Annotated in this window: 8 protein-coding genes and 1 pseudogene; 5 read left to right on the top strand and 4 right to left on the bottom strand. The window is 49.2% G+C overall.

Going from position 1 to position 14,668, the window contains the following annotated elements; genetic code table 11:
- Positions 1 to 115 precede the first annotated feature (115 nt).
- From IC617_RS12530 to IC617_RS12535, 3 genes and pseudogenes are all read right to left on the bottom strand, one after another.
- Positions 116 to 2,854 carry an EAL domain-containing protein gene (locus IC617_RS12530; RefSeq protein ID WP_369410402.1) on the bottom strand — a complete coding sequence of 913 codons (2,739 nt, stop codon included), beginning with the start codon at positions 2,852 to 2,854 and terminating at the stop codon, positions 116 to 118.
- A gap of 1,428 nt (positions 2,855 to 4,282) precedes the next feature.
- A pseudogene (locus IC617_RS19090) lies at positions 4,283 to 4,582 on the bottom strand (two-component regulator propeller domain-containing protein); the annotation flags it as partial.
- A 245-nt stretch (positions 4,583 to 4,827) separates the two neighbouring features.
- Positions 4,828 to 7,614, bottom strand: coding sequence for an insulinase family protein (locus IC617_RS12535; protein WP_191145333.1), 2,787 nt, complete (start codon positions 7,612 to 7,614; stop codon positions 4,828 to 4,830).
- A gap of 463 nt (positions 7,615 to 8,077) precedes the next feature.
- On the opposite strand from IC617_RS12535, the gene sixA reads away from it, so the two are divergent.
- Entirely contained in the window at positions 8,078 to 8,557 is a 480-nt protein-coding gene (sixA, locus tag IC617_RS12540; protein ID WP_191145334.1) for a phosphohistidine phosphatase SixA, read from the top strand.
- 7 nt (positions 8,558 to 8,564) lie between these two features.
- On the opposite strand, the gene smrB is transcribed toward sixA, so the two are convergent.
- Entirely contained in the window at positions 8,565 to 9,095 is a 531-nt protein-coding gene (gene smrB / locus IC617_RS12545; RefSeq protein WP_191145335.1) for an endonuclease SmrB, read from the bottom strand.
- An 87-nt stretch (positions 9,096 to 9,182) separates the two neighbouring features.
- Here smrB and prmB point away from each other — a divergent pair, with 87 nt between their 5' ends.
- From prmB to IC617_RS12565, 4 genes are all read left to right on the top strand, one after another.
- Positions 9,183 to 10,103, top strand: a complete 921-nt coding sequence (gene prmB, locus IC617_RS12550) for a 50S ribosomal protein L3 N(5)-glutamine methyltransferase (protein WP_191145336.1) — start codon at positions 9,183 to 9,185, stop codon at positions 10,101 to 10,103.
- 62 nt (positions 10,104 to 10,165) lie between these two features.
- Complete coding sequence (gene aroC / locus IC617_RS12555; RefSeq protein ID WP_191145337.1) at positions 10,166 to 11,263, top strand: chorismate synthase; 1,098 nt, start codon at positions 10,166 to 10,168, stop codon at positions 11,261 to 11,263.
- On the top strand, positions 11,257 to 12,447 hold the full coding sequence (locus IC617_RS12560; protein ID WP_191145338.1) for an MFS transporter: 1,191 nt from the start codon (positions 11,257 to 11,259) through the stop codon (positions 12,445 to 12,447). Before aroC ends, IC617_RS12560 begins: the two co-directional genes overlap by 7 nt.
- A gap of 1,626 nt (positions 12,448 to 14,073) precedes the next feature.
- Complete coding sequence (locus tag IC617_RS12565; RefSeq protein WP_191145339.1) at positions 14,074 to 14,664, top strand: NapC/NirT family cytochrome c; 591 nt, start codon at positions 14,074 to 14,076, stop codon at positions 14,662 to 14,664.
- Positions 14,665 to 14,668: the final 4 nt, after the last annotated feature.

A 14,668-nucleotide genomic window follows, 5' to 3' on the forward strand; every position in this document is an offset into this window, starting at 1 on the left:
ACAAAGCTAAAGAAGTGCCAGTTTTTCTAACTTGTTGTTTTTGTTTGTTTTTTAGGTCATTTTTGAGTGAAAAATAGATTTAATTTAACTGCCTGACAATTTATTGACGGCAAGATTATTCCGCTTGGAAGTCGCGCTGTGCCGGTTGCTGCTGAGATGAAATCTCATGTTGGTGTTGCTGGATATGAAGAAAGGCTGAGAAGTCCGTTTCGTTGAGCGGCCGACTCATCAGGTAGCCCTGCAATAACTCACAGTTCATCTCGGTCAGAATGTCGCGCTCTTCTTCGGTTTCTACCCCTTCAGCGACCACTGATAAATCGAGGTTGTGAGCCAAAGAAACGATTGATGCAACCATATTACGGCCGCTCTGCGACGTGGTGAGATCGCGAATAAAGGTTTGGTCAATCTTTAATGTATCAATCGGGAACCGCTGCAAGTACGCCAGCGATGAGTAGCCGGTACCAAAATCATCTAGGGAAATATGGACGCCAATTTCCTGAATGATTTTCATCACCTCAATGGCCCCCTCGGGATCGGCAATCAATGCACCTTCGGTGAGTTCTAACTCTAAGAAGTGGGCAGGTAGGCCGGTTAACTCAAGCGCGCGTCTGATTCGATCCGGCAGGCTCGGCGAGCTAAATTGGCGGGCAGACACATTGACTGCAATGCGACCACGCATCAGGCCCTGACGGCGCCAGCTTTCGGCGGCAAAACAAGCCTTTCTTAGAACAATATCGCCAATTTCGATAATCAAACCATTTTCTTCCGCCAATGGAATAAACTCACCTGGCGAAATCGGACCATGCTCGGGATGATGAAGTCGAATCAATGCTTCCATGCCATCGAGCTCGCCGCTTTGTGATGAGAATTTAGGCTGATAATGAAGTTGGAAGCTATCGTCGCGGATGGCTTGGCGCAGTAGCGACTCAAGATGCAGCTGGTGCATGGCGCTTTGGTTCATTTGCGAGGAGAAGAAGACGTATCGATTACTGCCCTGGCTCTTGGCATGATACATGGCGGTATCAGCATTCCTTAGCAACTCTTCAGAGGTTTCACCGTCAAGGGGGTACAAAACAATACCGACGGAGCAGGTCACCACTAATTCTCTGGCGGCAATGGAAAACGGCGCTTCAAGCGATTTTTGCAAGCTTTTGGCGGCTCGGGTGATGGTATTTACGTCCGTGGTGTTTTCCATCAATACGGCGTATTCATCACCACCTAAGCGGAACAGCGTGTCTTGTTGACGGGTGCATTGGTTGAGTCGAATCGAAACTTGACGCAACAGTTCATCACCGGCAACGTGCCCGAGCGAGTCATTGATTTTCTTAAAGTTGTCTAGATCTAGCACCATCAGCGCGTGGCGAGTTTTCTTTTCCACCAGCTTTTGATGTTCGGCCTGAAACCACGAGCGGTTCGGCAGCTTGGTGAGCGTATCTTCGACGCTCAGACGATGTAGTTCTTGTTCAGTCTGCTTTCTGCGGGTGATATCGGAGAAGACCCCGACGAAGTGAGAAATATCCCCCTCTTCACTGTGAATCGGATCGATGGTCAGCTCGAGGAAGAACTTTTCACCGTCAGCACGCAGCTCCTCTAGCTCTCCGACCCAGCGGCCTTGTTTCGCCAGTCGCATTTTGACTTGTTCTGAAAAGGCATTGGGATAGCTGCGAAAACGCAGCGAGCGATTCAGTACTTGTGATTTACTAAAGCCGGTAATGCTGCTAAACGCTTCATTGATTTCAACGATTCGGAACCGGCGGCTCAAAATGAACACACCATCTGAGATGTTGGCTACGGAGCGGGCAAATAGCGTGAGCCGTTCTTCGGCTTGTTTCAGTTTGCTGATGTCTTTGATGGTGCCGGTCATGCGCAATGGCGCATTGTCAGTGTCTCGCTCGACAATCTTGCCGCGGTCGAGGATCCATATCCATTCAGCGCTTTTATTTCTAACCCGGTAAGTGGCTTCGTAGAAGCTTGTTTTGCCATCAAAATGGTTATTGAGTGACTGTTGGACCCGCTTTAAATCGCGTGGATGAATATTGCTTTGTTGGCCCTTTTGCGGACTGCGTCGACCATCATGGGGAAATTCAAGCAAGCCCCAGATATTGGAGCGATATATTTTTCCGGTTTGAATATGCCAGTCCCAAAGTTCATCACCACTGCCCCACAGCGACAGCTTTAGGCGTTCTTCGCTCTTAATAACTTTTTGTTGTTGCTCTTGGCGCGCTTGGCGCTGCTTGGCTAATAACATCATGATGATGATTAGAATGATGGTATAGCCAAGATAAGCAGGAGGCGTGCGCCATAGTGGCGGCGCCATGTTAATGGTGAGCAAGGTTGGCTCACTTTGCCACAGACCATCGTTACTGAGGGCTTTGACCTCAAACACGAATTGACCAGGTGATAGGTTGGTGTATGTGGCCCGCGGCTTACTCTCGTCAGAAATAAGCCAATTGTCTTCCAAACCAAGTAGGCGGTAGGCGTATTTGAAGTTATTGGCATGCGCTGGGTAGGGCAGCGAAAACTCTAGAGTAAATGGTGAGTCGCCATGGATAAGGTTGACTGCTGGTAAGGTTTGTATGTTCGCTGAGAGGCGTTTGTGTTTGCCATTCGCGCTAACGATTTGGTTAAACACTTTTAGCTGAGTGAGCTGAACTTTGCCGTTGTATTGGGGCTCAATAAGCTGACGGCTGTCAAATGTAGTGATGCCATCGATGCCGCCCACATAAATTAAGCCGGATGGGCTTACGGCGGTCGCTTCATGATTAAATTCTTTGCTATGCAGTCCGCTATTTATATCGTAAGTGTGAATTTGGCCGTTGAGGTCATTGACATAACTGATTCCGTAGTTAGTCACAACCCAACTTGTTGTCTCTGAGGTTACGACGATATCGCACACAGTATTATCAGCGAGACCATTTTTAATGTTCCAAGCTTTGATGTTGCTGAATGTAGGGTCGGTTAGTAGTGCTCCGCTCAGAAGAGTTCCAACCCAAATTCCTTGTTGTGTCTTATTGATCGATGTTATCCAAAGCCCGCCAAGCTGTTCCTTCGCAATAGGAGAAAACGTTCCAGACTCAGTTTCGAAGCGCAATAAACCATCTTCTGTTCCTAGGAGTATTTGGTTATCCAGCAACTCCAAGGTGTTTAAGTTCGCATTTAAGTGTTCAGGAACCTCATATACATTTGTGCTTTGTCGTTCGGGATTATAACGCAAGAGGCCATGTTGACTGCTCGCTATCCAGATATCGCCATCCCCATCTATTTTAAAACTAAAACCTCTAGTGAGAGGTAAGCCAGATGCACTGACTTTGTGATGAATTAACTCTGCTTGAGTGGGCGAATAACTGTACAGGCCATTGTGTGCACTTATCCAAACAAGCTGTCGGACAGTATCGTACTCAAGCCGAAAAATGCTTTTGAGTGAAGCGTCATCAGCCAGCGATATTTGCTGTATAACGCTTTTGCTCAAAGGGTCCCATTGCAATAGCTGAGCATCCTCAGATATCATCCAAACGTTATGCTGCGATGTTGCTACTGCTTGAATGTTTGCCGGAGTATTGCTTGTCTCATTCTTAGCTAGTTGGTACTGATGAAAGTAATCGGCGTTGACATGATGAAGTCCGAATAAATTTCGACCAGCAAACCACATGTTTCCCAATCTATCTTCGAATATTTCGTATATAAATTCTTCTTGGTTTGCTTGGCCCCCAAGCATGATTTGTTGCACCGGCGAAAATGAAATACCGTCGCTGGAAACGAACAAACCTTGTTCGGTAGCTACCCAAATTTTGTTGTTATTTGTCTGAATAACTTGTCTAACTGACTGGCCGCTGAAAATTGCTTTAAGCTCGATTTCTAAAGTTTCAGTGCTTACTTTATATATTCCAGAAGAGGTAGATAACCAGAGCGCATCCCCGTTTAATTCTGTCAGCTGGTAAAGTTGTGTTCTGTTTGAAAGGAAACTCTCATTGAAAGGGTGTGGCTTAACATTTCCCGTTGAAAGATCGATTATAAAAAGCCCTGCTTCGTAGCTAGCGGCCAAAATAGTTTCGTTGTCTATGAAATAAACCGATTTAAGTTCAGTTGCTTTAGTGTTGGTCGGTAACTTAGCAGTGAAATTGTCTAAGCGTTCATTCCATGAGTAAAGATTTTTGTCAGTAGAAACATAGAGCTGGCCATTTGGTGATTCAAATATATCCCACACCACCTGTGAGTTAATGCCGGCCAAATAATGGTCAAACTTGTCAGTTTCTGGAATATATCTGTTTAAACCTTTTTGGGTGCCGATCCAAAGCTCCCCGTCTGCGTCTGTATATACTGATCGAACGAGGTTGTTCGTTAAGCTATTCGCTTGTTGGTTGTCATGCTGATATTGAAGTGTAGTCTGGCCGTCATATCTAATTAAGCCGTTAAAAGTCCCAAGCCAAAGGTTGCCCCGAGAGTCTTCTGTGATGTTCAGTACGTCAATCTGCTCTCGCTGCTCTGATAGCGACAGCTTTTGATAATGGATGACTTCCTGTGCCAATAGCGGAAACGACAAAGCCCAGAGCATGAGGAATGCTGCAGCAAGCGATGGGAACATATTGTAATACCAGCGAGTCTTGTTTGTTGTTCGCTGAGTTAATCGTTGCACAGCCGTCACACTAAACTGCCTGCTAAAGTAGCAGCAGTACCTTCATCCTAGATGGTTGAAACCATTTTTATACGGAATGGTCGTGATGATGTCAAAGCAAAGTGTGATTTGTTGCGGTGTTGCAGCGTTTTTTGACGTTTGTGTGGCCTTGGTGTCTAGGAATTAGTCACTACTAAAATTAGGGTTTTGATCGTTTAACTGGGCCGAGCAACACGTAATTTTTTCGCGTGGGTCTGAAAGTGTTCGATGGAGTCGAACTGAATCGACTCTTCTTGTTGCTCTAAGTGCCGGTGAGACTGGCCGAGTGCGTGGAGCACTAAACGGTCGCTAGCGCTGGGTTTTAATTGTTCAACAATAAACTTCAATACATCGGTGCGCTGAATTTGTTGCAGCTCAGCTAAGATCCGCTCACGCTGGTTAAACTCGACATCACCGTTACTGATACTGACCCAAAAACGCTTACTTTTTTCTTGCAATGAGCCGTCTTTGTCCATGATTTGAGCCATCAACGAGGCTTTGGTTTGTTGCCATGATTGTTCTGATAACTCCAGCAAGACCAATGGAAACTGTTGAATAAAATCATCGATCACTGCCAGTATCGTGGATGGCGAAGCGACGTTCGATTGGACGTAAAACAATAGGCCGGGAAACGATGACAGCGGCATGTAGCCGGTGCCAACGCTGTAGCCGAGCTGTTGGCGAGTCCGTAATTCATTGAAGAAAGTAGCTGACATCAATTGGTTGGTCAGGGCAAATAGCGCCATCCGGTAAGGTGTCGCAAAAGCGCTTTGATAGTAAACGACGACCGCCGAATCCTGATGCTCGTTAGTGATCTGATAATCAACTTGGCCCATGCCTTCGAGCGACACAATTTGTTTTTCTGGAATATCGTAGGGCTCGCCTTCCTGAAATACTCGACTGGCCATCTGGCCGGCTAACGAACGGGCTTCCCATTCGGTGTAATCACCGTAGGCAAGGATTTCTAGGGCAATTTTTTTACGCCACTGATTGGCGAAATCGAGAATATCCTGATATTCGGTGTCGGCAATTAATTCGGCCATGACATCCGGGGTAAGACTCGCCGGTTGAATCAGGTTTGATAAGGCGGCAAATAGCCGGTTGAGCGGGCCCGAATTTGCTTGATTTTTAATGTTGCGCAACAGTTGATAGCGGATCTCCTCGAACCGTTGCTCGGATAATTCAGGCTTACGGAAGCGCTCGAAAATCAATTCCAATAGAAAAGATTGTCTGCCGGTAAAGCCCCCAAGGTGGAGCGATACTCCCGTGGAGTGGGCAAACAGTTCATAACCAATGCCGGCAATTTCAGCCTGATAAGTAATTTCGCTCAGTTCGTCATACAGCATGTCGACATAGAGCTTGGTCCAAGCGCGATGTTGCGGTTTGGCATCCACCATGGGACTGTCAGATGCGATATACAAGTGCCCTTTAGGCTGATGGAAACGTTGCGACTGACCGTGCCACATTTTTAAGCCAGCTAGTTTGACCAGTAACCTCGGTTGTGACTGCTTGCGATCTTGGCGCCGTGGTTTTAGCGACCGTTGGATAAACGGGTTGTTTGGCGGCAATTGCCAGTCAACATCAACCATCGCCGGTTGCAGCCACAAGTTGCGCTGTTCAGCGCTAAATGGTCTGACCCGATAAGGCGTGTGATACCACTCGGCGATCTGCTCGCTGGCGTTGTCTGGGTGTACTCGAGTCAGCCGCATATTCGCCGGTGAAATGGCTTTTAACGCTTGCTGAATCACCTCCGGCTCAAACTTGGTCATGGCGTAGTCGCCAAATACGTAATGCTCCGGCGGGTACTTGTGCATGTTTTGCGCTAGGTGGCTAACCGTATCGAGTGCCCCCGGTAACTCCGAAAACTCAAATGCTTGTTGCATCAAGTTTTGTTTTTCTTTGTATCGCCACTGCTCGATGCCTTGCAGCTTGATGAGCTCTACCAAGTCAAAGATGGCGCGAACGATGTGATCCTGATTCTGCCAGCCCTTCTCCGTGAGATTGAGCGAGATGTTGAAGTCGTGATAATTGCTACCGCGAATACCGCCGCCGGCACTGAGGGTGTTAATCAATCCCTGATGTTTTAAATCGGCGTACAGCGAATTAGGCCCTTCATAGCCGATGAGATGACTGAGCAGGGCGATAGGCTTGGTCAGATAACAACGTGCCGATTCTGGCATGGGAAAGGTTAACAGTACTCGACGCATACTGCGGATTGGCACGACATCGACCTGAATGGCCAGATTTTCCGGCAGATAGAGTGGCGCCAGAGCGCGTCTTTCGGCCGCATTGCCGCTTTGGACTGTGGCAAATAACTGATTGGCCAATTGCTCGAGTTGCGCCAGTGATTGGGGCGTCAGCAGGACCAGAGTCATGCGCTTGGCGTCATATTGTTGACGATAGAAGGCCATTACTTCATCGCGCAGAGAATCCGACTCATTGTGCAAAGTGGTTAAGTTACCGACAGAGAAGCGGCTAAATGGGTGCGCAGGATTGACAGTTTCTTTGTGCACCTGATAAATCCGGCGAGTGTCGTCGTTTACCTTCATCTGATATTCAGACTCAATGGCTTGGCGTTCTTTGTCGACGCACTCAGCGTTAAACGTTGGGCATGTGAAAAACTGACTAAAGCGATCGAGGGCCGGCTCGAAGGCTTCTGGTCGACAATCAAAAAAGAAGCAAGTTTGCTCCGTGCCGGTCCACGCATTGTGGTTGCCGCCATGACGCTGAATGAATTCACCATATTCGCCGGCAACAGGATAGCCTTCGGTGCCAAGAAACAGCATATGCTCAAGGAAATGGGCCATTCCTGGGCGATCATCAGGATCGTCAAATTGACCGACATTTACAGCCATCGCGGCAGCGGCTTGCTCGGATTTTGAATCTTCAATGAGCAATACCCGAAGACCATTGGGTAAAGTCAGGGATTGATATTGTCGATGGTCCTGAGGACTCTTCAGCACTGGTGATCTCTATTTTTATAGTGGCTGGGACGATTGCCAATTATCACAGGCATTGTCACCGAGCCTTTGAGCTTGCGACTCTCAACGAAGAAGAAAAGCACAAACAGCGTGTTCAATAAAAGTTGATGAGGGTTAGCACTAGCTCGTTTGGTGATGTCGCCAATCAGGCGCGCTCTTGTGTTTTTAACTAACCAATAAATTGGAACAAAAACAAGCGTCAAAGTGTAAATTTATCCTAATACTAGACTCACTTTCCAAGCCTGCCAAAAGTTACCACCAATCCGAGCCGAGATGTGATCTGGGTATGATGCTGATCATTTGCCGTATTGGGGGGATGAGCTGGCCGCGGTTGTTTGGACTATCTTTGATTTAGGCACTGAACCACAACGACAAAGTTTGTGTTCCGGTAGTCATCGAGTACAATTCGCGTCGTTAGTGAAAATGCAGCAAGTTAGGCGGAAAGATGCTGGTATATATTATGCGCCACGGCGAAGCGGAAAGCTTGGCGGGGCGTGACCGGGAGCGACAATTGACTCCCGTTGGTGCGTCAGAGTGCGCACAGGTTGGCCGCTGGCTGTCAACGATTCAGAGCAACATCGACTATGCCCTGACAAGTTCGTATGTCCGAGCGGAGCAATCATTAGCTGCAGTAAAAACCAGCTGGAAATTTGGTCATGCGGTTGAAGAGACCCACGATTACCTGATCCCGAGCGCTTCTGCTGATGCGGCTGCAAGCTATTTGTGGGAGTTGGCCAATGCCAAAGCGGTCAACGCGGTATTGGTGGTCAGCCACATGCCGCTGGTGTCATTCTTAGTGGAAGCGTTAGATAGTGGCCGCCATGCGCCCATCTTTTGTACCTCTGGGGTGGCGTGTATTGAATTAAATACTGATACCCAGCTTGGTCACTTGAAATGGATTAAAGCGCCCCACGAATGCCGTTAGGCAGTCATCAGATTTCTTCATCAATAGTCAATAGCACCAACAGGGCGGAGCGACCGCCCCAGCCTTTAGGTGCCTGACAAAATGCCTGCACATCAGGATGTTGCACTAGCCAATGGGGCACGCGATTTTTTAACACGCCAGTTCCCAGCCCCGTCATGACGCTAACGCACTGGACCCGCTGACGTCGTGCTGCGGTCATTAGTGCCGCCAGTTCTATCTTCGCTTCAGCCTGAGTCATACCATGCAAATCGAGCATTAAATCTGGCTGCATCTGCCCTCGCTTTAAGCGACGCGCGGCGTCAGCAGGAGCAGTATCACTGAGCCAGCTGATCTTGTCGGTATCGGTAAAATGCGCTTCAAAGGTATCGGAGAAGAAAAAGTCTGCTTCGCGCTGAGCATGTTTTTGCTGTTGGACGATGCGATCGCTACGCTTTTTAGTGCGCCGCGGCGGAGGTGATATGGTATCCTGCCGCAATTGTTTGACGTCAGCCATCAACTGGCGAAATTCGAGCTCATCGTCATTATTGGACTGGGTCATAGTTACTCCGCGCGGCAATATCGGTCGTTGGGTCTATCGAATGGCGCTATGTTACCCGTGGGCTTGGCAGACACCAAGGTATAAAAAATGGATAAGATATTTGTCGACGAGGCGGTCAACGAACTCGTCACCATTCAGGATATGTTGCGCTGGGCGATGAGCCGCTTTAATGATGCCAAGATCTTCCTTGGTCACGGCACTGATAATGCTTGGGATGAGGCGGTGGCATTGGTTACCCATAGCCTGCATTTGCCAGGCGATATTGGCAATGAAGTGCTAACGGCGCGGTTAACTCGCTCTGAGCGTCAGCGGATCGTCGATTTAATCATGACTCGTATTCAGCAACGTACGCCGCTGCCATATTTGACCCACAAAGCTTGGTTTGCCGGCCTGCCGTTCTATGTTGACGAGCGAGTGCTGATCCCTCGTTCTCCTGTTGCCGAGTTGATTGAGCAAGAGTTTGCTCCTTGGTTGCTTGAGCGGCCGCAGCGAATTCTCGATTTGTGTACCGGCAGCGGTTGTATCGCCATTGCGCTGGCTTACGCTTTTCCTGAAGCGGAAGTAGATGCGGTGGATATCTCAGCGGATGCTTTGGCTGTTGCTGAAATCAATATCGAAGAACATGGCCTAACCGATCGAGTTTATCCGCTGCAATCGGACTGCTTTGATGGCATTGCTGGCGTCAAATACGATCTAATTGTGAGCAACCCACCGTATGTTGATGCTGAGGACATGAGCGATCTGCCAGAGGAATTCCAACATGAACCCGAGTTGGCGCTGGCGGCAGGTGACGATGGTCTAGACCTAGTCCGGCGGATGCTGTGCGAGGCTCCAAATCAACTGACCGACAATGGGTTGTTGATTTGCGAGGTCGGTAATTCTCAGGTTCACATGGCCCGAGCATTCCCCGATGTGCCATTTGTCTGGCTCGAATTGCAAAACGGCGGCCACGGTATTTTTGCCATTGACCGCAACGCACTGTTGACCCACAGCGCTGCGTTTGCATAATCGCTCAACCCGTGAGCAGTTTTCGCTGCTCCATTGAATTAGAAAACGGATGTAACAGCACTATGTCAGGAAACACCATAGGTAAGCTTTTTACCGTCACCACCTTTGGCGAAAGCCACGGTACTGCACTTGGTTGTATTGTCGATGGATGTCCTCCAGGACTTGAGATTTCCGAAGCCGATTTGCAGGTTGATTTGGATCGCCGCAAGCCGGGCACATCGCGCTATACCACCCAGCGCCGAGAAGATGATGAAGTAAAAATTCTATCAGGGGTGTTTGAAGGCAAAACCACTGGTACAGCCATTGGTATGGTCATTTACAACGGTGATCAGCGCTCCAAAGACTACTCAAATATCAAAGACTTGTACCGCCCAGGCCATGCTGATTACACCTATGATCAAAAATACGGATTCCGCGATTACCGCGGTGGCGGCCGCTCTTCGGCCCGTGAAACCGCGATGCGCGTGGCGGCTGGTGCTGTTGCCAAGAAGTATTTAAAACAAGTTCACGGCGTTGAAATACACGGATACTTGTCACAGCTTGGCCCGATCAGAGCAGAAACCATCGACTTGAATGAAGTGCACAACAATGCCTTCTTCTGCCCTGATGCCAGCAAGTTGGAAGCCTTAGATGCATACATGCGCGATTTGAAAAAGCAGGGCGACTCGGTTGGTGCCGAAGTGACTGTGGTGGCGTCGCAAGTACCGGTGGGCTTAGGTGAACCCGTATTCGATCGCTTAGACGCGGAATTGGCGCACTCTTTGATGAGCATTAACGCGGTTAAAGGCGTGGCGTTTGGTGATGGTTTTGATGTGGTTGATCAAAAAGGCTCGGAGCATCGTGACACCCTCACTCCGAAAGGCTTCACGAGCAATCATGCTGGCGGCGTGCTCGGCGGTATTTCCTCTGGTCAGGACATTGTTGCGCGAATCGCCCTGAAGCCAACGTCAAGCATTACGGTGCCCGGCGAGACGATTACCAACAGCGGTGAATCGGCTGAGGTGATCACTAAAGGCCGCCATGATCCATGTGTCGGCATTCGCGCGGTTCCTATTGCGGAAGCCATGGTTGCCATCACGCTAATGGACCAATTATTACGCCACCGCGGCCAAAATGCCGGTGTCAGCGGTCCAATCCCACCGATCCCAGGGCAGTGTTAACGGCCCAAGCCAATGTGCGTCGCTCTGATATTACGATTCTAAGCGGCGCCTACTTCACTTTCTTTGCCATCGTTGGTCTGATGGTGCCTTACCTGAGCGTTTACCTTGATCGGCTTGGGTACGACTCGCAAAGCATCGGCGAATTGTTGGCAATGGTCGCTACCATGCGGATCATCGGCCCGAGCTTGTGGTCTGCGATCGCCGACAAAACAGGGCGCCACATTCTGGTTGCTCGCATTGGCGGCCTTTGTGCGTTGTTATCCTTGGTCAGCTTGTTTTGGCTGGAAAGCCGGCTAGGGCGGCTGATCGCACTCGCCGCTTTTAACTTGTTCTGGACTGCTGTGTTACCGCAAGTCGAAGTGATCACCTTGCGTAAACTGGCGGTCATTCCGGGCATGTACGGCAAAGTTCGCAGCGCTGGCAGTCTGGGGTTTATTGTTATCTCAACGCTTGCTGGTGTCGCAATAGCCGATTACGGTGCTGACGCTTTCGTCGCGATTGGCGTTATTCTCGCTGTGCTGTTGCTGGCCAACTTATGTTTGGTGGCACAACCCAAGATCCCCCAACAGCAAATACAACAAGAAGCGCAGAGCCATGCGCCATTTTGGTCATTGGCTCTGATCGGTTTAGTCACCTGCAGCTTTTTGATCCAAACCAGCCATGGTGCTTATTACAGCTTTTTCATTCTCTACATGGTTGATTTGGGCTACAGCGAATTTGCCGCTGGCTGGCTCGTTGCCCTTGGCGTGTTAGCGGAAATCGTGTTGTTCTGGCGAATTGGCTCGCTATTTAGTCGGTTTCGTTTAATGACGTTATTTCAGGCTGCTCTGGTACTGACCTGTTTGCGTTGGCTGCTGATGTCCGGTTGGGCGGATATTTGGCCAGTGCTGACCTTATCGCTGTTGTTGCATGCGGCCAGTTTCGGCATCATTCACGCTTGTTCGATGCGCTGGCTTCATCACCACATCGCCAGCGCTCATCATAGTAAAGCGCAGGCGCTATACAGTGGCACAGGGTTTGGCGCCGGCAGTGTCGCAGGACCAGCGGTAGTGGCTCCGCTCTGGCAGCAAGGCGCAGGGGCAATGGAGTCTTATTTGGTCTGTGCAGGCATTGCGGCGCTGGCAATCGTGGTGTTCCAATTGACGATAAAATCGTCGGCAATGAACGACTCTCCTCCTGAGTAAAAGTGAACACTAAGCAAAATATCTGCTTCCTCAACAGGCTTTGATTCCGCGTTGGACAACTCCGCTAGTTTTAACGGAGGCTTCCATTGCTAACGAGTGCTTAAGCCGGATGGGCAGAGACTGACTTGAGCGTCAGCATGGGGAGAAGTTTGTTATCGCGAGAGTCCGTAACGAGCTAAAAAGGCAGCAAATAATGCGCAGAGGTGCTTCAGCCGACATGGATGTCGGGTGTAGAGCGCTCCATGGATGGACTCGAGCGTCACCGAGGGGCATGGTTTGGTGCCGTTTGGGTACTCAATTGTTGACAGTGGACTAAAGGTGCATCAAGTATCAACAATTAAAGACGCCGAGAAATCGCCCCTGATGGCTCCACTGCAGCTTCCCTGCTGCAGAGGCTTTGATAGTGGATACTTGATTCCGCTTTGGACAGCTCCGAGCATTTTCTAACGTATATTTCCATTGCTAACGAGCGCTTAAGCCGGATGCGCTGAGGCTGACTTTAGTGATAGTAAATCTCGCAACTTGCTGCTTCAGGCGGCATGGATGTGCTTGAGCGTCAGCATGGGGATAAGTTTGTTATCGCGAGAGTCCATAACGAGCTAAAAGGCAGCAAATAATGCTCCGAGGTGCTTCAGCCGACATGGATGTCGGGAGTAGAGCGCTCCATGGATGGACTCGAGCGTCACCGAGGGGCATTTTTTGGTGCCGTTTGGGTACTCAATTGTTGGTAGTGGACTAAAGCTGCATCAAGCATCCACTATCAAAGGAGCCGAGAAATCGTCCCTGATGACTCCACTGCTGCTTCCCTGCAGCAGAGGCTTTGATAGTGGATACTTGACTCCGCTCTGGAAAAATCCGCGAATTTTTAACGTATATTTCCATTGCTAACGAGCGCTTAAACCGGATGCGCTGTGACTGACTTGAGTGATAGCAAATCTCGCAACTTGCTGCTTCAGGCGACATGGATGCCGCATGCAGAGCGACACGGGGATGTGCTTGAGCGTCAGCATGGGTGAGGTTTGTTATTGCCAGAGTCTATAACGAGCTCAAAAGGCAGCAAATAATGCTCCGAGGTGCTTCAGCCGACATGGATGTCGGGTGTAGAGCGCTCCATGGATGGACTCGAGCGTCACCGAGGGGCATTGTTTGGTGCCGTTTGGGTACTCAATTGTTGGCAGCAGACTAAAGCTGCATCAAGCATCCACTACCAAAGACGCCGAGAAATCTTCCCTGATGGCTCCACTGCTGCTTCCCTGCAGCAGAGGCTTTGATAGTGGATACTTGACTCCGCTCTGGAAAATTCCGCGCATTTTTAACCTATATTTCAATCGGTACCGTTTGATTAAACCAGATTCGCTGTGACTGGTTTGGTGTCGTTTGGGTCTTCAGTTGTTGATAGTGGATACTTGATTCCGCTTTGGACAACTCTGCGCACTTCGGCATCTAAGAGCAATTCGCAACCAGCTCTTCAATCCGAACAAACATGGTTCAACTTAAAAACTTCATTTTAAACATGGCGTTACAGTTAACAGATTAGTTGTTGTAAAATTGACGCATCTTGAGCCGTGTACTAGCCTTCTTGAAATGTAACAAGATTGTTAATGATCGCGCCAACAGGAATCATTCATGGATGCGTTAAAAAGGTGGCTGAAGGGGCTTTTTCGACCCTCGGCTAAATGGTCAATTGCTGCTTTGGTTGCTCTTGGGGTCTCCATCGGCGTCGTTGGTGTGGTGACTTTTGAAGTAGGCATGGCATACACCAACACTGAAGAATTTTGCACTGGTTGCCACCTCCAGCCTGGCGCCACGGCAGAAACCTACCACCTGTCTAGTCACTACAACAACCGCACTGGCGTTCGTCCTATTTGTTCCGACTGCCATGTTCCCCATGAATTTGGCCCGAAAATGTGGCGCAAGATTATTGCCGCGAAAGAAGTCTGGTCGCACCTGATGGGCAACCTCGAAACGACCGAAAAATACTTGCAACGGGTTGTTCACATGCGTGAACGAGAGATCAATCGGTTGAAGGCAAATGACTCACAAGAGTGCCGCAATTGCCACGAAGTAGAGCGCTGGATTTTGGCGTTACAGACCGAGAAAGCGCAACAGTTCCACCAGTCTATGAAAAACAACAATAAAACCTGCATCGATTGTCACCAAGGCATGGTTCATATGTCAGATATGGTGGCTGAAGTGGTCAACGCAGCAGAGCAATAATAAA

Source organism: Neiella litorisoli, assembly GCF_014773395.1.
Taxonomy (GTDB): domain Bacteria; phylum Pseudomonadota; class Gammaproteobacteria; order Enterobacterales; family Neiellaceae; genus Neiella; species Neiella litorisoli.